The sequence below is a fragment of the Eubacterium callanderi genome (genome assembly GCF_900142645.1).
In the GTDB taxonomy this organism is placed as follows: domain Bacteria; phylum Bacillota; class Clostridia; order Eubacteriales; family Eubacteriaceae; genus Eubacterium; species Eubacterium callanderi.
Genome location: NZ_FRBP01000004.1, coordinates 257725 through 280553 on the forward strand (window position 1 = coordinate 257725; position 22829 = coordinate 280553).

A 22829-nucleotide genomic window follows, 5' to 3' on the forward strand; every position below is an offset into this window, starting at 1 on the left:
AAGGGCAGAGGACGTCAAACGCGCTGGCTGCAGATGGGTTATCCTTTAGGTGAAGGAGGTGCTTACAATGCACGCATGGGATGCGATCCAGACCACTCTGGATTATATTGAGACACATATGGATGAGGAACTGAAAATTGAGGCGCTGGCAGAGCAGGCGGCCTTATCGCCCTTTTATTATCAGCGGCTGTTCTCTCGGCTGGTAAAAAAGCCAGTGCGGGAGTATATAAGACTGCGGCGTCTGGCGCGGGCCAGCACGATGCTGAGGGAGGGGGATGCCCGGATTCTGGACATTGCCCTGGACTGCGGCTTTGGCAGCCACGAGGTTTTCAGCCGGACCTTCAAGGACGCCTATGGCATGACCCCGGCGGGCTTCCGGGAGGCTCCTGTGGCCCTGAACCAGTTTGACAAGCCGGATTTGCTGTTAAATTATGTGCTGATCGACGAGGGGGTGCCCCTTATCAGCGAGGGTCTGGTGCTGGAAATGAATTGCCGGCATCTCGGTAAGCCTGTCCGGTTTATGGGCATCAGCGGCGCTGTGCCCATCGACGGCCAGATGCCCCTGGGCGAGGCCACCGGTGTGGATATCCCCGGAGAAATCTGGGAGCGGTTCCACCGGGAAAAACACCGGATACCGCGGGCAGCTGCCAGCCGGGAGGTGGGAGTGGCCTACATGGGCGGCGCGCCTGAGGGCTGCTTCACGTATTTTACCGGCGCCGAGGTGGCCGCAGATGCCGAGGTTGATGGGTTTATGACCTGGGAGCTGCCAGCCCGGGAATACGTGGTCTGCGGCTTTGAGGCCGAAAGCTTTGAGGAGCTGGTCACTGCCGCCCTCAATAAGGCGGTCAAATACAGCGCCCAATGGCTTGAGCATAAGGGCCTGACCATGGGGGCCTACTCGCCGGAAATCTACTATCACCGGGATCAGGCAGTACCTTATATGGAGCTGTGGATGCCAGCAGAGAAAAAGTAAAAAAAAGGATGCTCCTGTAAAGGGAGCATCCTTTTTTAATGGTTTAGCCAAGGTTTCGTTTCCGGTAGAGCAGCAGTCCTGCCGCGCAGGCGGCCAAAAGCACGGCGGCCAGCAGGATACCGGCATTACCGCCCACAAAGCCTGTGGATGCGTTGCCGCTGGTGCTGGGGCTGTCCGGCGTCGCTGGATTGACCGGATTTACGGGGTCGATGGGTTTTTCCCGCTCCTCACCGGGCTGGGGCAGGGTTTTTACACTGCGGTCCACGCTAAACACGCGGTTGTTTTCGGCGTAGTTGGTTTCACCCAGAACGTAGAAAGCATTCCGGTAGGCGGTACCGGCGCCGCTGAAAACCCGGGCGGTGTTCACAATTTTACCGGTTGGCTCAAAGCCGCCTGTGTCAAAGTTCAGGGTATAGGTATCGGCAGTGACCTGTCCGCTGTCTGTGTCTGTGACCACAGGGCCGGAAAGGATCATGCCGCCGTCGATGGTGCCAAAGGCGCCGGTGTAGTCCTGGCTTTGAGCCAGATCCTGAGGCAGGATGTTTTCGCGGACTGTTGCGCTCTGGCCGTTCTCAATTTTTTCGAGGCCATCGGCCATGCTGCCGTCCGCCGCGGTTCCGGCGGCCACATAGACGCTGTTGTCTGCCGTGTAGGCCACTGCCGGTGAGACGCGGGCAGTGATGAGATCGCCGGTTTTTTCAGTGGTCTGGCTTTCCATATCCACGCGGATGATGGCAGTCTGGGCAATGTCTTTGCCTTCCACTGTTTTTTTACCGCCCACGAGCAGAACCTCGCTGCCGTTGTTGATGAGCGCCGGCATGGAGAGGTCTGCGGTCAGATCGGTGGTAAAACGGCTCCATGTGTCTGTGTCCGGGTCATAAATGCCAATACCGGCGCCTTGAGGCCCTTCGGTGTAGATGACGAGACGGCCGTTCCAGGTGCAGGCGTTATTTGCTGAGGGGAAGATGCTCTCATCGCAGTTGAGCCGTGTCCAGCCGTTGTTTTCGGCCTGCCCGGGGGTATAGCGCCAGAGCTCGACTGTATCGTTTGAGTTGAGGCCCGTGTAGTACAGGCTGCCATTCAGGCCGGTGAGGCTGCCGTAGTAGCTGTTGTAGAAGCGCGCGTCATCGGGCAGGGGCAGGCGCTCGTAAAGGTTTTTGACTGCGCCCAGGTTAAAGGACTGGTGGCCTGAGCCTTTGTCTGAGGTCACCTCAATGCGCTTAACGCCGGCCTCCATGCCCTGGGGCAGATTGACCACAATGCTTTCATCCGATGAGGATACCACCGGGACGGCTGTGCCGTCAATGGTAACTGTTGGCGCGCTGCCGAAGAAATAGCCGCCGATGGTCAGCTGGCTGTCGCCGGTGGCGGCAGCGCTGTTGACAACCGGAACCGTGTTTTCTGCCAGTGCCCGGTCGACCTGGGCCAGACCCTCGGAGACGCTTTTGCCCTTCTGGCTGTCAATTTTTTTAACACTGCCGATGACCCGGGCAGCGGTTTTGGCAGCGTCTTTATCATCAAAATGTTTTGCCACAATGGCAACTTCGCCGGTGACAGCTGGCGTGGCCATAGAGGTGCCGCTCATGTAGTCATAGGCGGCGGTGTCATCGCTGAGACCCAGATTGTCGATGTAGACATCGCCGGGGACAGTGGTTTGGCCGTCAGGAAGCACACGCAGCGTAGCGATGCGGATCTGGAAGCTGCTGTAATCGGTATTGTCGGGCAGTGTGTAAATTGCCGGGCCCCAAGCTCCGGCCAGTGTAACGGACTGGGCGAGGGGGTGCCATTTTGGCGTGCCGTCCTCGTTTAACTCAGTAGTCTTAACGCTGACACCGGTTAAGGCTGCCAGAATGGTCTGGTCTGGGGTGGAATCGGCACGGTACATATAGGACAGGTACTTGTATGGGGTGGCGGAAAGGTTCAGGGCTTCGCTTTCAATGGTGCCCTGGTTTGCGGCGGCAGTCACCCTGAAGCTTTGGCTGCCCTCAAAGGCCATGCCGCCCGAATAGGCGGTGGTGGTGCCTGGGTTGGGTTTAAAGGTTATTTTGGCAGCCGCTTCATCCTCAAAGTCTTCAAGGAATGGTGCGGTAATCAGGCGCGGGTCGGCCTTCCCCATGCTGGTGGGCACAGTGGAAAGAATGTCGACGCCCGGAGCGGCCACGTCGGTGGTGGTGGCGCCAAAATTGCTGAAGCTTGCCATGCTGCCGCCGACGTCAGTCGCGTTGACGGCAATGACATAGGGGTTGTCCCGCAGGGTAGAGACAGTTTTAGAGGCATTGTCACAGTCGGCGCTTTCATTGCCTGCGGCAAAAACGCTGACCACACCCTTTTCTCCCACAGCGGTGACTGCGCGGTCCAGCGCCTTGCCGCTGCTGCCACCGCCCCAGGAATTGTTGATGGCTGTGACGGGCACGCTGTTTTCCACGGCGCGCTGAATGTAGGCATAGCCCCTGAGCACGCCAGCGGATGCAACGCGTCCCTGATCGTTTGCGGCCTTGACGGCCATGATCTGCGTGCCGCTGGTGGCGCCGCTGACGCCCATGTTGTTCCAGGACGCGGCAATGATACCTGCACAGTGGGTGCCGTGGCTGTGGTCGTCCATGGGGTCGGCGGCATCGTAGGGAACGTCCTCGGAGTTGGCTGCGATGGCGTTATAGCCGTGGTCGCCGCCGCCGATAATGGCTTTAAGGCTGCTGTCGGCAGTCCACATGACGGATTTCAGATCCTCATGGTCGTAGTCGACACCGGTGTCCAGTACGGCGACCACTGTACCGCTGGTGTCCACTGCAGGGGCTGGCGTACCGTCTGCTTTGTATTGGTTCCAGCCATCAATGGCCATGCTGAAATCGCCGTTTTTATCATAGGCCCACTGCATACCGGTGAGATCCTTGGTGCCTTCGGAGACAGTGTATATGTAATTGGGCTCTGCGAATTCGACCGTGTCCAGCTTTTGAAGCTCGTCGATGAGCTCTGCGGTGCTCAGGGTGTCGGAGCGCACCAGCTTCAGGCTTTCGGCGGGTGCGGCGCTGCGGCTGTAGGCGTTTGCGCTGCTGTCCAGAGCCATGAGGGTTTCGGCTCCGGCCAGCAGCGCAGGCTCAGCCGACCGGCCGTAAAAGCCTGTGTCCTTTACGCAGACAATGGCCTCTCCAGGGACGTAGTCGCCAGTAAGGGCGTCTGAGCCGCCGTTTTCCTGGGCCAGGGCCGAGATCGGCAGGCTGCCGAGCAGGAGTAGAGCGGTGAGTAACAAAGTTAGTAATTTTTTCATCGTATCCTCCATATTTTAATTTGTTTGATGGGCAAAGTATAACATGCCTGCGGCCGACAGGGCAAGATACGTGTAAAGAAAGCTTAAGACAAAAAAGAAAAAGGACTGCTGCAGCAGTCCTCAGAATTTGGTTTAATCAATGGGGAACATTTCCACGATCACACGTTCCTCGTCAAAATCATGGAAGGTAAGGCGGCGGTTTTCGTATTCGCACTCGCCGCGCTGGTTGTCATAGGGGTCGGCCCGCAGGTAGGTTTTCGGCGGATCAAAGTCCAGCTGGAATTCGGAATTGGCGGCCATACGGAAGGGCTCCAGATTGCCGAAATAGAAATTCCAGCGGTTTTCGGCGCCGTTTCTGTAGGCGCTGCCCCCAAAGGAGCAGTCACAGTGCAGCCAGCCATAGGGCGCGATGTAGAACATGGCCCAGTCGTGGTTGCCGATGCTGGCCGGATTGACATAAGAGCCAGACTGCCACTTGGCTGGGATGCCCGCGCAGCGGCACAGGGTAATGAACAGCAGGGCCTGAATGCCGCAGTCGCCCTTGAGCCCGGTGGCCATGTAGTCCGGTATGTTGGTGATGGTCAGGTACTCACGCACGTAGGAGTAGTGCACCCGGGTGGTGATAAAGTCATAAATTTTGCGGGCCTTGACGAGCGGGTTGGTTTCGCCGCCAGTCAGCTCTTCGCACAGGGCGCGGATATAAGGTGAAAAGGCAATATGGGGCAGAAGCTCCTGGGTTTCAAAATCCGGCTGCTCTGCGTCTACCTTGTCCGGGTCCAGCTTCACGTATTTCGCATGGTTTTCATAGGAATATTCCACGGTAAAGGTGTCGCCCGCCTCCAGTGGCTTTTCAAAGTAGACGGTGCGCTGGCCATAGGTTTCGTCTGCGATCTTGACCGGCTCTGGTGAGATGTCAATGAGCTTAATATTGCTGATCTGATCGGCGTTCTGCGGAATGGGCAGATAAACACGGATTCGGTTGCCAAGCTCCTCGGCTTCTTTTTTGATCTTAACGGTGTGGCGGATGTGGATGAAGTAGTTCTTTTCACCCTTTTCAATCATTTCGTTGACGGTCTCGTCCAGGATTTCTACTGGGCTTACCTCGATGGTCTTCTGGTCTTCATCCACCTCGATGTCCTTGTATTTCGGGACAGTCTTTGCGATGCTGGCCACAAACATGTCTTGGAAGTGTACGACACCGTTCACGTAGATCCAGTCTGCATAGCCGTCATCCTTAAGGGTTTCCAGGTCTTCACGGGTAAAACCCGGAACCTTTTCCTGCATCATTTTCAGGGCCTCGTCATAGGGGTAGGGGTACTGCATGGGCAGCTCAGCCAGTATGGAAAGCTCCAGCGTAAGGCGTTCGGCCAGAGCCTTTGGAATGGGGCGTGTCAGATATTTTTTAATGAGTTCTGCCGCTTTGTCGAAGTCTCCCCAGGCTTTGAGCAGGGCGATGTCCTCGGGCAGGTTTGTTTTAAGGGCTTGCATGTTGTTCATTTATTTCTCTCCTCCTTATATCAGCGTTTTATTTTAAATTCTCTAAAACCTTTACCAGGTAATCCCAGGTGCGGGCTGTCGATGAGATGGACAGGCGTTCCTCCGGGGTGTGGATGTCCTGCATGTCTGGTCCGATGGACACGATGTCGAGCTCTGGCAGCTTGGCGGAGATCAGGCCGCATTCCAGGCCAGCGTGGATGGCTTCCACTGTCGGGGTCTTTCCGTACATTTCCTCAAAGGTTTTGCACATCATGTCCCTCAGGGCAGATTCCCTGCGGTATTCCCAGGCCGGATAGGAGGACGCTTCAGTGTAGGTGCCGCCCAGATATTCGGTAAAGGCCCGAACCCTGGCGCTCAGGGCTTCCTTGGCAGTGCCGATGGAGCTGCGCATGGCAAAGCTGACGAGGAAGTAATCCTCTTTGGTGTACATAATCCCCAGGTTCAGCGAGGTTTCCACCAGTCCCTCAATGTCGAGGCTCATGGCCTGGACGCCGTTTGGTATCTGCATGAGCACAAAGATGGCGCGCTCCGCGGAGGCTTCGTTAAAAACCATGAAATCCCCTTTTTCGAGGGTTTTCAGGCTCAGGGTAAGCTCTGGGTCCTTAGAGGCGTAATTCTTCTTATAGAGGACTTCCAGAGCTTTCAGGCGGTCGGTTACAGCCTGTTCATCATTAGGGTCAATGACAATGGTGGCGGTTGCTTTTTTGGTGATGACATTGTCCTTGGTGCCGCCGGTCAGATCGATGATATCAAAGCTCAGGTCCTGGGACAGGTCGTTCAGCAGAGTGCCAAGAAGCACGCTGGCGTTGGCGCCGTAGCGGTTGATCTCCTGTCCGGAGTGGCCGCCGTGCAGGCCGGATACGGCCAGCTCGCAGGACAGGCCGCTTCTGGCGGTGCGCCTGATATCAAAGGTGCAGTTGGCGCGGACACCGCCGGCGCAGCCGGCCAGAATAATGCCCTCGTCCTCGGAATCGAGGTTGATCATATAAGCCGCGTCGCTGACAGGAGTCAGGTCGATGGCGTGTGCGCCCTCCATTCCCACTTCCTCCTCGGTGGTAAAGATCACGTAGAGCTTGGGATGGGGCAGGGTGTTGTTGTCCAGCAGTGCCAGACCGTAGGCCACGGCAATGCCGTCGTCGCCGCCCAGGGTGGTGCCGTCAGCAGTGATCCAGTCGTCTTCAATCATGAGCCCCAGAGGATCGGTTTTAAAGTCGTGGTCTGAGCCATCAGCCTTTTCACAGACCATATCCAGATGGCCCTGCAGGATCACGGGTTTGGCGTTTTCGTAGCCTTCGCTGGCTTCTTTTATGATAATGACATTATTGGCGTCGTCCTGATGGCAGGTGAGTCCCCGCTCCTCGGCGAAACGGACGCAATAATCCGAAATTCGTTTTGTGTCAAAGGAACCGTGCGGAATTTCACAGATTTCTTCAAAATAGTGAAAAACCGGTTGGGGTTCCAGGGTGTTTAGTACTTTATCCATAGTGGACCTCCCGATAATAATTTGTCTTGAACCAGAGAAAAACAGCCGCTGCTGATGCTTCGGTAAAGTCAGATGATCGTTTGTGTTTTCATCTCCGTACAAGAATATATCATACACCATTTAGCGGGTTTAGTAAAGTGAGGAAGCTGGCAGAAGGTTTAAAAATACTCGAATATGGTAATTAAATAGTGGTCTTTTTGGGTAGAACAAGATATAATTAAAGATACGAAGTTTTGGCTGTTGATAAGGGCTTTTGGCGGATGCTCTCCGCTCCTGGCCTTTTCTGCGGCCAAGGGAAAACAAGTTGATTCAATTAAAAGGAGAGAGTAAAATGTCAATTAACTATGTGGATGTTTACAACGCTTATGGCAGCGACCAGCCGGCAGACAAAAGAGAACTGTATCATATGAACTGTGCGGAGGTTCTGCTGCGCACCGGGAATTCAGAATATGGGCTTAACCTGCCTGAGGAAGCGTTTAAAATGATGCAGGGCTTTGGCGGCGGCTTTAACTCTGGCCGGACCTGCGGCGCGTTCTGCGGCGCCCTGGCAGCCTTAAGCGCAATGTACGGCGAAGAGCGCCCCAGCACTCAGGACAAAGCAAAGAAGGCCTCCAAGCTTTTAGTCGAAGAATTTGAAAAGGAATTTGGCAGTCTGGATTGCAGCTACATCAAGGAACACCACCGCGATGAGGTAAAAGCCTGCGATCCTGTAAAACAACGTGCAGCCGATGTTCTTGCGCGTGTCGTTGAGAAAATGAACGCGGAGGAATAGAGGCGGAAAGGAAACAGCGTGAATAAAGAAAACATGAGAGTTAAGGGCATCGAGCTTCTGGACCGCGCCTATGGCAAGTGGTGGATGATGCTCCTCGAGGGCATCAGCCTGGTTGTCATCTGCGGGATGACCCTCTTTTTGCCCGATGTAACCTTGTCTTTCCTCGTGATGGTCATCGGTATCTACCGTGTGGCCATGGGAGTTTTTTACCTGATTGTCGGTATCGCCAACCGGGTAGAGTACGGCGTGAGCAACGGCTTTAGCTTTGGGCGGGGCATTGTCGATATTTTAGTGGGGGCGGCATTTTTGCTCTGGCCCGCCACCATCATATCTTTCTTTGTCGTGCTTGTGGGCATCTGGGCCATCATCACCGGCATTGTGCTGCTGGTCATGGGCGGAAGCTCTCTGGGCATGGGCCGGATTATAAAAATTGTGCTCGGCGTGCTTCTGATCATTTTTGGTATTTTTACATTTATTAACCCTGTTGGGCAGGCAGTGTTCTTCATTGTCTTCCTTGGAATTGTGCTGGGGATTCTTGGGTTTTTCTTTATTATTCAGTCTTTCAGTATGAAAAAGAGCTATAAAGAGCTGAAAAAACTGAATGAAGGCTTCAAAGATTACGATGTGCATTAATTGAAAAGGTTGTATCTCTTTTTTACCCTTGAAACCATATAGAAATAAGGTTAAACTTATCCTAACAACTGTGTATCTTTAAGACATCAGGGTAAGATGAAACTAAGAATTAAAGTGCAAAGGAGAAAAATTAAGTGAAAACAGTACAAATTAAAAACGACATTTACTGGGTCGGCGTCAACGACCATGAAACCTACCTGTTTGAGGGCATGTGGCCCATCGATCAGGACGGGGTGGCCTATAACGCCTATATCATCAACGACGACAAGGTCGCTGTTGTGGATACGGTAAAATCCTTTAAACAGGGCGAATATATCGAAAAGATCAAGTCCATTATCGGTGACAAGAAGGTTGATTACCTCATCGTTAACCATATGGAACCAGACCACTCCAGCTCCATCGCGGATCTGCTGGCCGTTTATCCGGATATGCAGATCATCGGCAACAAAAAAACCTTCCCGATCATGAAGAATTTCTACAATATTGATAAAAACATACTGGAAGTCGCCGACGGCGATACCCTGGATCTGGGCCATCACGAGCTGCAGTTCTACATGACGCCAATGGTTCACTGGCCGGAATCCATGGTCACTTACGACGCAACCGACAAGGTTCTGTTCTCTATGGACGTGTTTGGCAGCTTTGGCAGCACCGACGGCAGTATTTTTGACGATGAAAATGATGTGGCTTCCTACGAGGACAACACCAGACGCTACTATGCCTGCATTGTGGGCAAGGTCAGCGGGCAGGCTCAGAAAGCGCTGCAGAAACTGGGACCACTGGACATTCAGACCATCTGCCCGTCCCATGGCCTTATCTGGAGAAGCAATCCAGGCTACATTGTAGATTTCTACGACCGCATGAGCCGCTATGAAACGGAAGAGGGCGTTGTCATCGCCTATGGTACCATGTACGGCAATACGCTGCACTCCGCAGAGCTGCTGGCAGGCTACCTGAAGGACGCTGGCGTGAAGACTGTTAAATTATTCGATGTTTCCAAAACCGATATTTCCTACATTGTCAGTGACATGTGGAAATACACAGGCCTGATTCTGGGCGCGCCGGCTTATTACGGCCGCATTTTCCCGAAAATGGCCAACCTGTTATACAAGGTGGAAGAAATTGGCGTAAAGAACCACAAGGTGGGCTTCTTTACAGACTTTAGCTGGAGCAACGGGGCAGACCGTTACTTTAATGCATTTACAGAAAAGGCAAAGGCCGATGTGGTTGGCGACATGGTCAACGTCCAGGGCCTGGCAGACGCAGAAGACGAAGCGAAGCTTAAGGCATTGGCAGATGCCATGGCCGCAGCCATCAAATAAGACGTTCGCCAGCCTGACCGCACTGGGAGGAGGATAAAAATGAAAATAGTAGTAGGTATGTCCGGCGGGGTGGACTCTTCCGTCGCGGCCCTGCTTTTAAAGCAGCAAGGGTATGACGTCATTGGCGTTTTTATGAAAAACTGGGAGGAAAAGGACGAAGACGGAGTCTGTACCGCCACTGAGGACTATGAAGATGTCCAGCGTGTGTGTGAGACCATTGATATTCCCTATTACACGGTAAACTTTACCAGGGAATATTACGACCATGTTTTTGCCTATTTTCTCGATGAATACAAAAAAGGCCGTACTCCGAATCCCGATGTTCTGTGCAACAAGGAAATTAAGTTCAAACGATTTTTAGATTACGCTCTGGGGGTGGTCGGCGGCGATGTGCTCGCGACCGGCCACTATGCCCAGAAGGATGTGCATGAAGGAAAATTCCGTCTGATCCGCGCCTTTGACCATAACAAGGACCAGACCTATTTCCTCTGCCAGCTTGGCCAGCATCAGCTGGAAAATGTCATGTTCCCCATCGGGCACCTCGACAAAAAGGAGGTCCGTGAGATTGCGGAAAAGAACAACCTCATCACTGCGGACAAAAAGGACAGCACGGGAATCTGCTTTATCGGAGAACGCAACTTCACCAAGTTCCTGAGCCAGTACCTGCCCGCCCAGCCCGGAGAAATCCGGGATCTCGACGGCAATATCAAGGGAAAGCACGAGGGCCTCATGTACTATACATTGGGTCAGCGCCGCGGCTTGGGTATTGGCGGACAGGGCACAGGCGAGCCCTGGTTTGTGGTGGAAAAGGACCTGAAGGACAATGTGCTCTACGTGGTTCAGGGTGAAAAGCATCCGGCTCTGTATTCCAGATCGCTGGAAGCCACAGATACCAGCTGGGTGGCCGGCGAAGCACCGGCCCGGGAGTTTTCCTGTACGGCCAAGTTCCGTTACCGGCAGCCCGATCAGGGCGTCCACGTCACGGTGAGGGACGATGGCGGACTGCATGTTGATTTCGATAAAGATCAGAAGGCTGTCACGCCGGGCCAGGAGGTCGTCCTGTATGACGGCCAGGTATGCCTGGGCGGGGCAACCATTGACAGCATTGAGAAAATTTAATACAATACCATGCAAAAAGAGCGTATTCTCCATTTGATGGGGAACACGCTCTTTTTGTGTTTATGTTAAAGGCATAATGTTTGAAAAATCAACCTCCCGGTTAAATGCGATGGCCTCCTGTCCGATACGGTCAAGCTCCGCCTTTGGCACCCCAAGCAGCATCTCCCGGGAGGAGCTCAGGAAATTGGCCATTTCCGCGATATTCACTGTGCCGAGGGCCCCTTCCACATAGTCAATAACCATCTGTACCCGGCCGCCGTAACCAAATTTCTGCGCCATGTTGGCATAAGCATCGTCCACAAAAATGTGATAATCCTTGAGAGACTGATGATAGACCTCGGTGATAAAGTCGGCCAGCTCGCTGCCGCCATAGTTGGTCGAATGGACAGATTGGGCCTGGGTGAACTCATAATAAAAACGTTTTGTGTTTTCTTCGGTCAGCAGGTTTTCATAGTAGGGGATACTGGCGTAGAAGTGAAGCTCCAGGGCATTCAAGGGTTTGTCGGTATTTTCCAACGTGTGGTCATAGAGCCGTTCAAGAAAAATTTTCAGAATGGAGGAGACGATCGCTTCCTTTTTCTTAAAATGATAGGATAATGAGCCGAGAGCAATCCCTGTATCATCCGCGATGTCCTGCATTCTTGTTTTACTGTAGCCGTCACAGTAAAAATGCTTCTTGGCATTTTCAATAATCCTTTCACGGGTGCTGCTGTTTTTTTTCTTCTCTTCCATTGTCATTTTGCTCCTTTAGCGCATTTTCGGTATCGTGCTGATATGCACTATTATAGCAGATAATCCTTAGACAAAAAAATAAAAATACTTTAAATATTTACAAAATATACTTTTACCTGAAAAACTTAAATTTTCCGATAAAATAATCGGAAAAACTTGACTTTTCAGGCAAAAGGAATTATACTTCAATTACAAGATGCTTGTGTAAATGTTTTCCGGAAAAATAAAAAGCATACTGTAGAGATAATATTGGCGTTAATACGTATTTTATGTATGAAAATCTTAGATAATATTGGAACAATTAAGATTTTTACTATGAAAGGGAGAGAAAAATGGCTGAAAAAGTTAAACCCAGAGTTTCTCAGTTTATCGTAACAATATTTGGTTTATCAGAACTGACGGCTTTAATGGTAGCAAGCCTATCGACAAGCTATTACTCATACTTTATCACGAATGTTTTGATGGTTGCACCGGCTGTAATGGGGACGATCCTGATTTTTACCAGAGCCTTTGACATTGGTACCCTGCTGCTGTCCGGTGTTGTGGAGGAGCGGATGAACCCGAGATGGGGGAAATACCGTTCCTGGCTCCTGCTGATGTGCCCCTTGGCGGCGGTCATCGGTATTTTACAGTATTCCAGCGCTGGCGGAACACAGACCGTCCAGCTCTGGATATCGGCAGTCTGCTATATTGTGTTCTTTGCGCTGTTCAATTTTGGGCGGACCGCGCAGCTGGCGCTGCTCAACGCTCTGGGGGCCACCCCCGAGGACCGGGCCATGCTGTCTGCCAGAAAGGCCCAGTTTGCGGCCGTGGCAGGGATTGTGCTCAACTCAACCTTTATGCCGCTGGTGCTGTGGTTTTCCGGCGAAACCAAGGATGCCACATCCTTTGGCTTTCTGGCAGCGGTCGTTATTTTTCAGATCGTATACCTGATTCCTCAGATGGGGCTGTTCAAGGTCTCCAGGGAATATGACAAGCCAGAGGAAAAATCGGTGGCGGTCAGGAAAAAGCTGTCGGCCAAAGAGATGGCTGAGCAGGTCTTTAAGAACCCGCCGCTCATGCTCATGCTGGTGGCGGAAACCTGCAAGACGGTGTGCAATACCCTGGTGCTGAGCATGGCAGTCTATTATTTCAGGGTTGTTGTCAATAATCTGGAATTTCAGCCGGTCTTTTCAACCGCGATCAGCATTGCGGGCTTTGTGGGCTCCTTGATTGCCGGTCAGTTCATTGTAAAAAAGCTGGGGAAGAAAAACACCTATCTCATCGGCTTTGCCGCGCCGGCCATCGCGCTGGTATGCGCCCGGCTGTTTGGCGGTCAGAGTGATATCACCTTTATGACAATCATGGTTATCGGCTGGTTCTTCTTTACCTTTATCGCGACGCCTGGCCCTGCCATGTTTGCGGACTGCGTCGAATATGGAAAATTTAAAATCGGTAAGGAAGGGCGCGCTTTCATCATGTCGCTCTACACATTGCCCATCAAAATTGGTGTCCTGATCGCAGGCGGATTTTCAGGCTATCTTTTAGCCGCTGTTGGTTATTCGGCGGAGGCTGCGGTAACGCCGCAGGTGGTTTCAGGAATATTCAGCGCCATCACACTGGCACCGGCCGCAGTACTGGCTGTTGGCTTCGTATGTATGCTTTTCTATAAACTGACAGAAAAGCGTGTCCGGGAAATTATGGAAGTGAACCGTCAGAATGACGGAATTTAATGAAGCAAAAGGGAAATGGAGGAAAGACAGTTGGATGTGAATCAATTAAAACAGGAAAGACAAGCGGATTTAAAGGCAGTATATTCAGGCAAGGTGCCTAAAAGGGTGCCCATACATCTATCCTTTGCCTTTGAAGCGTCGGTTTCCTATGCCATTGATCAGGGCATTGTGGAAAAGGGGAAGAATCTCCGCAACATCTATTGGGAACCAGAAACCTGGTACGATATCTTTGACCGGGTCAATAATGACTTTTATTCCGATATACCGCTGGGGCCTGGCGCCATACGGTTACCGATTCTATACCAGATACTGGAGGCGAAATCTATTATCATGGGGGCCACAGGCGTCATGCAGCACCCAGAGGTGCACTCGCTGGAGCCTGAGGAGTACGATGCTTTTATTGAGGACCCTTTCTTTTATATGTCGGAAACACTGATGCCGAGGCTGTACCCGGCGCTGGATACCACGCCCGGACGGCGGGCCATGGTTCTGGCACAGGCGGTCAAGGCCAACGCCGACCAGTTTGCCGTCATCGGGCAGATGATGGGTAAAATCGCTGCAAAATACGGCTATCCAGCCGCGCCCAGTGGCCGCTCCACAGCCCCATTCGATTATCTGGCGGATTTTCTCAGATCCTTTACAGGGATATCAAAGGATATGCGCCGGTACCCGGACAAGGTTGTGCAGGCCTGCGACGCGCTGGTACCGCTGATGCTGCGGGAAGGGGTTCCAAACCCGGACAGCCTGCCGCCGGATTACCGGGTGATGATCCCGCTGCACATGGGCAGCTTTATCAACGAAAAGCAGTTTGAGAAATTTTACTGGCCCTCCTTCAAAAAGCTGATGGATGGTCTGGTAGCGCCAGGAGCCGGTGTTGACCTGTTCGTGGAGGATAACTGGATGCGCCATATGGACTATCTCAAGACCTTTAACGGGTCGGTGAAAATGCAGTTTGAATACGGCGATCCAAAGCTGGTAAAGGAAAAGCTCAGCGGAACCCGCCATGTGATCACAGGCTTTTTCCCAATCTCCCTGCTGCAGTTCGGCAGTGCGCAGGAGGTTAAGGACAAGGCCAAAGAACTTATTGACATCCTGGCACCAGGAGGCGGCTATATCTTTGGATTCGACAAGGGTTTGTTCTCGCTGGAGGGCAATACCATTAAAAACCTGCATGTGCTGACCGACTTTGTCCGTGATTACGGTGTTTACAGATAAGGAGCAAAAAATGGACGATAGAAATCAAAGCTTTGAGACCAAAAATTATGTTAAATGGGATGATTATTTGAAAGAACACGATCATCTTTCAGATATTGAAAGGGCAAGCGACATCCAAAAGTATGAGGACGTAGTATTCGCGCTGGTTCTCAGGTTATTCAGATAGTATAGAAGCCCCGGCAGTGTCTGCTTGCCGGGGTTTTTTACTGGAAAGGCAAAAAAATGAAAAAGCGTATTACAGGAATTGTGCTGTCGGCCGCTGTTTTTATCGGCTACCGGTTTGTGCCGGTTCCGCAGGGATTGGAAATGTCTGGTATGCAGACCTTGGCGCTTCTTGTTATTGCTATTCTTCTGTGGGTGACAGAGGCCATGCCTCTTGGGATTTCGAGTATTTTTGTTTTGGTGCTCCCGATGTTTTTCGGACTGGCAACCATGAAGGATTTTCTGGTGGCCTTTCCCAATCCTACTCTGTTTTTCGTGCTAGCAACCTTTGGCCTGTCGGCCGCCATTTCCAAGGTGCCCACAGCCAAGCGCATTCTGCTCATACTGCTGGAGAAAATGGGGAGCAAGGTCCACCTGTTTATTCTGGCCATGATGCTGGCCACAGCGCTCATTTCCTCCATCATGTCCAACATACCGGCGACGGTGATGTTCATGGGGCTGGCCATCAGCTTTCTGGAGCTTTACGATTCGGAGGAGGAACGCAGGCGCACTGGCAGAGCCATCATGATCGCCCTGCCCATCGCGGGCATGATCGGCGGGACCATCACGCCAGCTGGCAGCTCTAACAATATTTTAGCCCTGGGTCTGCTGGAGGAGTATGCAGGAGTGACGGTGCGATTTGTGGACTGGATGGCGATCTGTATTCCAGTAGTACTGGTCATGCTGCCCCTGGCGTGGCTGCTGATCATTAAAATTTTCAGGCCGGCGCCGGTTCATCCGGATAAAATCAGGCAGTTTATTCTGGAACTCAAGACCCTGGACAAGCCGGGCAGAGAAGAAAAAATGGTGGTGTCCATTCTGGTGGTAATGATCCTTCTCTGGATTCTGAGCTCATGGATTCCGGCGCTCAATGTCACCCTGGTTTCCATCTGCGGGCTGGCGTTTATGTTTTTGCCGGGTATTGATATTTTGCACTGGAAAGATTTCAAGGATGAGGTGAGCTGGGACGTCATTCTGATGATCGGCTCTGTCCTCTGCATCGGAAATCTGATTCTGGAAAACGGTGTGGCATCCTGGCTGGCGGACACCTTCTTCAGGGTGGACAATGGAACGAGCATTATCCTGCTCATTCTTCAGCTGGCAGTTTTCATGTATATTATGCAGCTGGTGCTGCCCAATGCCCCGGCGGTCATCACCTCCACCACGCTGCCGGTTACCATTGTGGCGGAGGCGCTTGGGATAAACGCGGCTGTTCTGGTCATTCCGCTCTGTATTTTTTCAAGCTGGACCATGATCCTGCCCCTGTCTGCAGTGCCGATGATGACCTATTCTAAGGGCTACTACAGTATGACGGATATCGGCAGGGCAGGCATCCCTATTCTGGTGATTCTCGCCCTTGTGCTGGCACTTTGGATTCCTTTTATCTGCGGGGTGCTCCTTTAGTTTTATGAATGTTGAAACCTGTATATTTGCGATGAAGCCAGAGACGGCAGAGCATGAGAAAAGCCTTTCAGGATCGATCAGACCTGAAAGGCTTTTATTTATTTGAGGCTGTCCTTATTTTCCTTGCTTTCCTCAACGAGATTGTCCTTGCGGACCTCAGATTCCTCGTTTTTGATTTCCCAGTGGATCAGGGCTGTCAGGGCAGCGCGCAGCAGGATGATCCCGCCGACGATGATAAGCTCACTGGGCTGGCGGACAACGACAGTCCTCAGGATTTCGCTGCCAAGTTTGAACTCCAGTGCCATGGCCATACCCTTGGCCAGATCCAGACGGGTGGAGGGCCTGCGGCGGATATAACCCCAGATGCCCTTGATGCCCGACCATATCAGCACGCCCACGCCAACGTACTCGAAGAACAGGATTGCGTACTGGACAATGGTATTCAGAACTTCTTCCAGAATTTCCATGGCTATTCCATTGCTACCAGATTAACGTTATGGACGCCGCGCAGTACCACCAGATCACCGACGAGATCCTCGATGCTTCCCAGAAGGTCCTTTCCGTCAAGCGTCAGGATGACAACGGCAGCGTGGTTGATAGGGATATCCTGATGAATGGTAATGATGCTGGTCTTGTGCTCGCGCAGAATGTTCAGCACATTGGACAGAATTCCGGGCTCGTCGTCGAGGATCATGGAAATGGTAAATTTCCGCCCAAAATCTTCAGAGGGCTTAAAAATATAGTCTTTGTATTTGTAATAAGTGCTCCGGCTGATGCCGACGCGCTTTACCGCGTCACTGACCGATTTGCACTGGGAGGATTCCAGCAGAATGCGGGCCTCCACCACCTTGCTGTAATACTCGGGCAGTATTTTTTTGCTGACAATCAGATAATCACGTATCATAGGCTTCTCCTTAAGAGTGCTGATCGGTACAAACGCCTGTGTTGTCCGGCTCCAGCTTGAGCAGGGTCCATCCCGGCAGCTTTTCTTTTAAATACTTACCCATTTCGGCATAAAACTGGTCATTGTCTCTGGTGGTAATGGCCAGAAGTGTGGGGCCGGCGCCGCTGATGCAGGTATTAAGCGCTCCCAGCTCCCGTGCTTTTTGGGAAACCTCATCATAATGGGCGATGAGGCCCTCGCGGTAGGGCTGGTGCAGCTTGTCCTCAACGCTGACCTTAAGGATATCCGGCCGCCCTTCAGTCAGGGCAAGGTAGGTCATGGTTGCGCGGGACACGTTAAATACTGCATCCTTGTGGAATACTTTTTTCGGCAGTGCCTTGCGGGCCTCCATGGTGGACAGGGTAAAGTCCGGAATAAGGCCGTAGAACTCAAAACACTGTGAAACCTCTTTCTTGATATAGTGGTTTTCTTCCTTGAGTCCAAGGGAAACCACCAGGCCGCCGAACATGGCGGGCGCCACATTGTCGGGATGGCCCTCCATCTCAACAGCCATGTCAAAGAGCTCCTTGCCCGTCAGGGGAGCGCCGCAGAGGGTGTTGGCCCCCACCAGGCCGCCGACAATACAGGCGGCAGAGCTGCCCAGGCCGCGGCTTACAGGAATGTTGACGTCGGTGTAAATGTAAATGCCCTTTGGCCGGTAGTGGACACGGTTAAAGACCTTGAGCATGGCCTTGTAGACCAGGTTGGACTTGCCCTGGTAGCGCCGTTCGACGCCCCGGATGGTCAGCTTGCCGTTGTCCCTTTCCTCAAAGCTGAAGATGTTATATAACTGAAAAGCCATACCGAAGGCATCAAAGCCAGGTCCGATATTGGCTGTTGTTGCGGGTACGCGTACTTTTATCATGAATGGTTCACTCTCCTATTTGTCTAAAAATGCTGTGATGCAGCCGGCCATTTCCTCCGGCCTGCAAACTTTGTCGTGGCGGTTTTCTTTCTGATCCAGATCTCTCAACGGAACGGGGATTTCCGTTTGGGTCCGGGCGGCCAGCTCCTTGAGCACTGCGTAATCGTCCATGCCTTCAGGCACTTCGCCGAAGATGCTCTCATAAACGCTGCGGCCAAATTTGTACGGGCTGGCAGTGGACAGGATGACGGTCGGAGTCTCGACATCACCGGTATCCGCGCGGTAGTCGCTGTAGACCTTGCTGGCAACAGCAGTGTGTGGGTCCATGAGGTAATGGTTATACTCAAACATACGCTTAATGGCCCCGGCGGTTTCTTCCTCGTTAGCGCAGCCGGCATAGAAAACATGGTCGTCGCCCATGAAGAGAAGCTCGCGTTCCAGCGCGTAGGAGCCGTCTGTGCTCAACTGGTTCATCAGGTCTGCGATCACCTCGCTGTTGCCGCCTGTGATGTCATAGAGCAGGCGTTCCAGGTTGCTGGAGATCAGAATGTCCATGGATGGAGACATGGTTTTATAGAAATCGCGGTTGCGGTTATATTCACCAGTGTGGAAAAAGTCGGTCAGGATGTTATTTTTATTGGACGCGCAGATGAGCCGGCTGACAGGCAGACCGATGGCACGGGCGTAGTAGCCGGCCAGAATGTTTCCGAAATTACCGGTCGGCACCACAAAGTTGACAGCCTCTCCCAGGTCGATAACTGCTTTTTTGTAGAGCTGCATGTAGCTGTAAAAATAGTATACAATCTGGGGCAGCAGGCGTCCGATGTTGATGGAGTTGGCCGAGGAAAAAACATAACCCTGTTCCCGCAGCTCCTCGATCAGGCCGCTGTTGTTCAGAATTTCCTTGACGCCGTTCTGGGTATCGTCAAAGTTGCCGGCCACACCGATGACGCAGGTGTTATCGCCATCCTGGGTTAGCATCTGTTTTTCCTGGATGGTGCTGACGCCGTCCTTCGGATAGTAGACCACAATGTTGATGTGGGGCACTTTGGCAAAGCCCTCGAGGGCAGCCTTTCCAGTATCGCCGGAGGTGGCGGTCAGAATGACGATATCCTTGCTGATATCGGCGTTTTTCATGGCCGTTGTCATCAGATAGGGGAGAATGGTCAGCGCCATATCCTTGAACGCGCAGGTAGGGCCGTGGTAAAGCTCAAGAAAATAACGATCGTCTACTTTTTTAAGGGATACGGGTTCCTCATTTTCAAATTTTCCGGTATAATAGGCATTGTGGATACAGTCTTTGATCTGTTCATCACTGAAGTCGTCCAAAAAATATTTGAAAATTTCAAAAGCCAACTCTCCGTAGGTTGCATCCTTCAAAGCTGTCAGGTCAATTTTTATGTCATGGATGAATGAAGGGACGAATAAGCCGCCATCCTTGGCGATTCCTTTGATAATTCCTTCTGACGCGGACACGTTTGCTTCGCCTCCGCGTGTGCTGACATATTTTTCTTTCATAGTTCCTCCAAAATTTTTATTGAATATCCTTAATATATATGATAGAATGTTTTCGAGATAAAAACAAGTGTTTTTTTCATGAATACATTTACAGAGGTGAAAATCATTTGAATATTGGATTATTGGGGTTCGGAACCATCGGAACCGGTGTGTACGAGCTCATCAATTTAAACAAGGGAAGGTTCGCCAAGAACCTGGACGAAAAAGTTGTGATCACCAAAATTCTGGATAAGGATCCCAACAAGAAGGTAGCTGAGGAAGACAAGGTAGCCCGCGTGGTTACGAACCCGGATGACATTATGGACGATCCGGAGATTGAGATTGTCATTGCGCTTCTCGGCGGTATGGATTTTGAGTATGGCCTTATCAAGCGGGCGCTTCAGAGCGGAAAACATGTGGTAACCGCCAACAAGGCTGTTATATCGGAGTATTTTGAGGAGCTGCTGACCATCGCGGCGGAAAACAATGTGATTCTGCGCTATGAGGCCAGCGTCGGCGGCGGGATTCCCATTATTGGCTCTTTAAAGGAAGAATTAAAGATTAACCGTGTCAATGAAATCAAGGGAATTCTCAATGGAACCACCAATTTCATTCTATCAAAGATGACTGAGGAAGGGGCCGATTTTGCGGATACCCTGAAGCTGGCCCAGAGCATTGGCTTTGCAGAGGCAGACCCGACAGCCGATATTGAGGGCTATGATGTTTCCAGAAAGCTGGCGATTTTATCCTCACTGGCCTACGGCGGCATCATCAAGGATGAGGATGTGCGCAAGCGCGGCCTGTCTGATGTGCGCGCTGTGGATATCGAGATGGCCGGCGATTACGGCTATATCATCAAGTATCTGGGTCATTCTGTGTTAAAGGAAGGAAATCAGGTCTATACGACGGTGGAGCCGGTGATGTTTAAGGAAGCTTCTATTATGAGTAATGTTAATTCCGAATTCAACATTATCTCCATTGTGGGCGACATTATCGGTGAGCTTCAGTTCTATGGCAAGGGCGCAGGTAAGGATGCCACAGCCAACGCCGTGGTGGGCGATGCCCTATACATCATCAACTGCATTAAGGACAATAACTTCCCCAAACCGCTGGTCTTCAGGAAACAGCTGGACAAAAAAGGCGTTGGCGCCTTTAAGGGCAAGTATTATCTGCGTGTGGACATTGACAGCCATGAGACCTTCGAGCATGCCTTAAACGCTGTGGACGAGGTCTGCGCACGCAAAAATATCATTGTCAGCGACAACCGGGTCTTCTTTATGACCGAGCCGGTGGAGGCAGATGTCTTTGACGCCATGGTTGCCAAAATCAAAGAAAAACAGAGCGAGTGCTTCTACGCGCGCATCTATGAATAAATAAAAGAGAACATTATTAAAGAGGAGTATGTATGGAAGATTTAATTGTGCAGAAATACGGCGGCACCAGCGTCGGCACGGTTGAAAAAATCAAGCGAGTTGCAAGGCGGATTGTGGAGACGAAAAATGCCGGCAATAAGGTCGTTGTGGTTGTTTCCGCCATGGGCAAAACCACCGATGAGCTGGTGGATCTGGCTCTGGCCATCAATCCGAATCCGCCGAGCCGCGAGATGGATGTGCTGCTGGCCACAGGTGAGCAGGTGTCCATTTCCCTTTTAGCCATGGCCATCCAGACCATCGGCCATGATGTGGTGTCTCTGACAGGCGCTCAGTGCGGCATCCAGACATCGGACGTGCACAAGCGCGCCCGTATCAGCGGCATAGACACTGCCCGTATCGAGAGAGAGCTTGCCGATGAAAAGATTGTCATTGTGGCCGGCTTCCAGGGAGTGGATGAAAACCGCGATATCACGACTTTGGGCCGAGGCGGTTCTGATACCAGTGCGGTGGCCATTGCAGCGGCTTTAGAGGCAAAATGCTGCGAAATTTATACCGATGTGGATGGGGTCTATAATGCAGACCCGCGCGTTGTGCCCACAGCCACCAAAATGGATGAGGTCTCCTATCAGGAGGTTCTTGAAATGGCCAGTCTTGGCGCCGGTGTTCTGCACCCGCGTTCTGTGGAGCTTGCTGAAAAATTTAAAATGCCGCTCATCGTAAGATCGAGCTATAATAATAACGAAGGAACGATTATCAAGGAGGATGTTAAAATGGAAAAAGTGTTAGTTAGAGGAATTGCGTTAGACGAAAATATCGCTAAAATATCAATTTTTGAAGTACCGGACCAGCCAGGGATTGCTTTCAAGCTGTTCAGCATGCTGGCCTCCGCCAATATTCACGTAGACATGATCGTGCAGAATGTCAACCGCACCGCGGTCAATGATATCTCATTCACCGTCGATGCCGACGAGCTTCAGGAAGCGGTAGAAGTATCTCAGAAGTTTGCTTTTGAGGTCGAAGCCCAGAAGGTTGCCTTTGACAAGGGCGTTGCCAAGTTGTCTGTTGTGGGTACCGGCATTGTTGCCAATGCGGAAATTGCCTCTAAATTTTTTGAATCCCTCTTTGAGCTCGGCATCAATATCCAGACCATCAGCACCTCTGAAATCAAAATTTCCTGCCTGATCGATAAAGAACGGGCCAAAGAAGCCATGATCCATATTCATAAAAAATTCGATATGTAATATACTTTATCCGGATTGCTTTAAGGCGGTCCGGTTTTTTAATCACCAGCTTTTCATCAGAGAAAATCTGCGCTATAATATAGAGTAAGAAATCGTGCTGAGGAGGGAAAGTATGAAAACAATTCAGGATTTTGCGGCACTGTTAGACGGCAGAGAATATAAAAAGGAAATGACAGAGGATGAAATCATACAGGCCAGAAAACTTGGCTTTGTCATTGTCTTTGGCTGCTCCGACGACCGGACGGTTTTTCACGGTGCCATCGAGGAGGAACGCCAGACCGTTGACGGCGGCACCCTTTATATTACGGAAAAAGGCCTGTTCGAGGACTGCCCCTGTAACTGTATCTATTCACAGGAGGCAAAGGAAAAGGCCAGCCCCATCGAGGTGAGATGGTGTAAAGGCCCCTATGTCTGGTCCTACAGAACTGAGATCCCCCACGAAAGCTTTGAGATCATCGACAATCAGCCCGCAGAAAACCTCAAGTTCTGCCAGGGAATGGTGTTTGACCTGAAAGGAATAGAATAAGCCTTTGTGCAGCGTGCATATAAGACACGCTGCTTTTTTATTTGTTTCATTTCAGT

20 protein-coding genes are annotated in these 22829 nt (G+C 51.7%); 12 read left to right on the plus strand and 8 right to left on the minus strand.

The genetic code is table 11. The features are described 5' to 3' along the window. The first annotated feature begins 67 nt into the window (after window positions 1–67). On the plus strand, window positions 68–973 hold the full coding sequence (locus BUC22_RS06740) for an AraC family transcriptional regulator (protein WP_013381460.1): 906 nt from the start codon (window positions 68–70) through the stop codon (window positions 971–973). 43 nt (window positions 974–1016) lie between these two features. On the opposite strand, the gene BUC22_RS06745 is transcribed toward BUC22_RS06740, so the two are convergent. The 3 genes from BUC22_RS06745 to BUC22_RS06755 form a co-directional block, all read right to left on the minus strand. Then, a complete protein-coding gene (locus BUC22_RS06745) occupies window positions 1017–4238 on the minus strand; it encodes a S8 family serine peptidase (RefSeq protein WP_013381459.1) in 3222 nt (1073 codons plus the stop codon). Between the two features lie 132 nt (window positions 4239–4370). Then, on the minus strand, window positions 4371–5735 hold the full coding sequence (locus tag BUC22_RS06750) for a transglutaminase-like domain-containing protein (protein ID WP_073382623.1): 1365 nt from the start codon (window positions 5733–5735) through the stop codon (window positions 4371–4373). 28 nt (window positions 5736–5763) lie between these two features. Continuing rightward, a complete protein-coding gene (locus BUC22_RS06755) occupies window positions 5764–7218 on the minus strand; it encodes an aminoacyl-histidine dipeptidase (protein ID WP_013381457.1) in 1455 nt (484 codons plus the stop codon). Window positions 7219–7549: 331 nt separating this feature from the next. Here BUC22_RS06755 and BUC22_RS06760 point away from each other — a divergent pair, with 331 nt between their 5' ends. The 4 genes from BUC22_RS06760 (at window position 7550) to mnmA (ending at window position 11064) form a co-directional block, all read left to right on the plus strand. Then, the gene (locus BUC22_RS06760; RefSeq protein WP_013381456.1) at window positions 7550–7990 is read left to right on the plus strand and encodes a C-GCAxxG-C-C family protein; all 441 of its coding nucleotides are present in this window, start codon (window positions 7550–7552) and stop codon (window positions 7988–7990) included. Window positions 7991–8008: 18 nt separating this feature from the next. Then, entirely contained in the window at window positions 8009–8623 is a 615-nt protein-coding gene (locus BUC22_RS06765; RefSeq protein ID WP_013381455.1) for an HdeD family acid-resistance protein, read from the plus strand. Window positions 8624–8757: 134 nt separating this feature from the next. After that, on the plus strand, window positions 8758–9945 hold the full coding sequence (locus BUC22_RS06770; RefSeq protein WP_013381454.1) for an FprA family A-type flavoprotein: 1188 nt from the start codon (window positions 8758–8760) through the stop codon (window positions 9943–9945). Window positions 9946–9984: 39 nt separating this feature from the next. Beyond that, complete coding sequence (gene mnmA, locus BUC22_RS06775; RefSeq protein ID WP_013381453.1) at window positions 9985–11064, plus strand: tRNA 2-thiouridine(34) synthase MnmA; 1080 nt, start codon at window positions 9985–9987, stop codon at window positions 11062–11064. A gap of 60 nt (window positions 11065–11124) precedes the next feature. On the opposite strand, the gene BUC22_RS06780 is transcribed toward mnmA, so the two are convergent. Beyond that, window positions 11125–11796, minus strand: coding sequence for a TetR/AcrR family transcriptional regulator (locus BUC22_RS06780; protein WP_013381452.1), 672 nt, complete (start codon window positions 11794–11796; stop codon window positions 11125–11127). A 332-nt stretch (window positions 11797–12128) separates the two neighbouring features. Here BUC22_RS06780 and BUC22_RS06785 point away from each other — a divergent pair, with 332 nt between their 5' ends. From BUC22_RS06785 to BUC22_RS06795, 4 genes are read left to right on the plus strand one after another with little or no spacing between them, the layout of a single operon-like run. Beyond that, window positions 12129–13508, plus strand: a complete 1380-nt coding sequence (locus BUC22_RS06785; RefSeq protein WP_013381449.1) for an MFS transporter — start codon at window positions 12129–12131, stop codon at window positions 13506–13508. A 36-nt stretch (window positions 13509–13544) separates the two neighbouring features. Then, entirely contained in the window at window positions 13545–14723 is a 1179-nt protein-coding gene (locus tag BUC22_RS06790; protein WP_227162900.1) for a uroporphyrinogen decarboxylase family protein, read from the plus strand. A 10-nt stretch (window positions 14724–14733) separates the two neighbouring features. After that, window positions 14734–14889: a hypothetical protein gene (locus tag BUC22_RS21755; RefSeq protein ID WP_013381447.1), complete on the plus strand. Its 156-nt coding sequence runs from the start codon at window positions 14734–14736 to the stop codon at window positions 14887–14889. 56 nt (window positions 14890–14945) lie between these two features. Further along, window positions 14946–16328, plus strand: coding sequence for an SLC13 family permease (locus tag BUC22_RS06795; RefSeq protein ID WP_013381446.1), 1383 nt, complete (start codon window positions 14946–14948; stop codon window positions 16326–16328). Window positions 16329–16426: 98 nt separating this feature from the next. Here the strand turns inward: BUC22_RS06795 and BUC22_RS06800 are convergent, their stop codons facing one another. From BUC22_RS06800 to thrC, 4 genes are read right to left on the minus strand one after another with little or no spacing between them, the layout of a single operon-like run. After that, entirely contained in the window at window positions 16427–16795 is a 369-nt protein-coding gene (locus BUC22_RS06800; RefSeq protein ID WP_013381445.1) for a DUF1622 domain-containing protein, read from the minus strand. Between the two features lie 2 nt (window positions 16796–16797). After that, on the minus strand, window positions 16798–17232 hold the full coding sequence (locus tag BUC22_RS06805; RefSeq protein ID WP_013381444.1) for an ACT domain-containing protein: 435 nt from the start codon (window positions 17230–17232) through the stop codon (window positions 16798–16800). 10 nt (window positions 17233–17242) lie between these two features. Continuing rightward, window positions 17243–18136: a homoserine kinase gene (gene thrB, locus BUC22_RS06810; RefSeq protein ID WP_013381443.1), complete on the minus strand. Its 894-nt coding sequence runs from the start codon at window positions 18134–18136 to the stop codon at window positions 17243–17245. A 15-nt stretch (window positions 18137–18151) separates the two neighbouring features. Beyond that, on the minus strand, window positions 18152–19654 hold the full coding sequence (gene thrC / locus BUC22_RS06815; RefSeq protein WP_013381442.1) for a threonine synthase: 1503 nt from the start codon (window positions 19652–19654) through the stop codon (window positions 18152–18154). A 107-nt stretch (window positions 19655–19761) separates the two neighbouring features. Between thrC and BUC22_RS06820 the strand changes: the two genes are divergently transcribed. From BUC22_RS06820 to BUC22_RS06830, 3 genes are all read left to right on the plus strand, one after another. Then, entirely contained in the window at window positions 19762–21006 is a 1245-nt protein-coding gene (locus BUC22_RS06820; protein ID WP_013381441.1) for a homoserine dehydrogenase, read from the plus strand. 32 nt (window positions 21007–21038) lie between these two features. Continuing rightward, window positions 21039–22247: an aspartate kinase gene (locus BUC22_RS06825; RefSeq protein WP_013381440.1), complete on the plus strand. Its 1209-nt coding sequence runs from the start codon at window positions 21039–21041 to the stop codon at window positions 22245–22247. 112 nt (window positions 22248–22359) lie between these two features. Beyond that, a complete protein-coding gene (locus BUC22_RS06830) occupies window positions 22360–22773 on the plus strand; it encodes a hypothetical protein (protein ID WP_013381384.1) in 414 nt (137 codons plus the stop codon). Window positions 22774–22829: the final 56 nt, after the last annotated feature.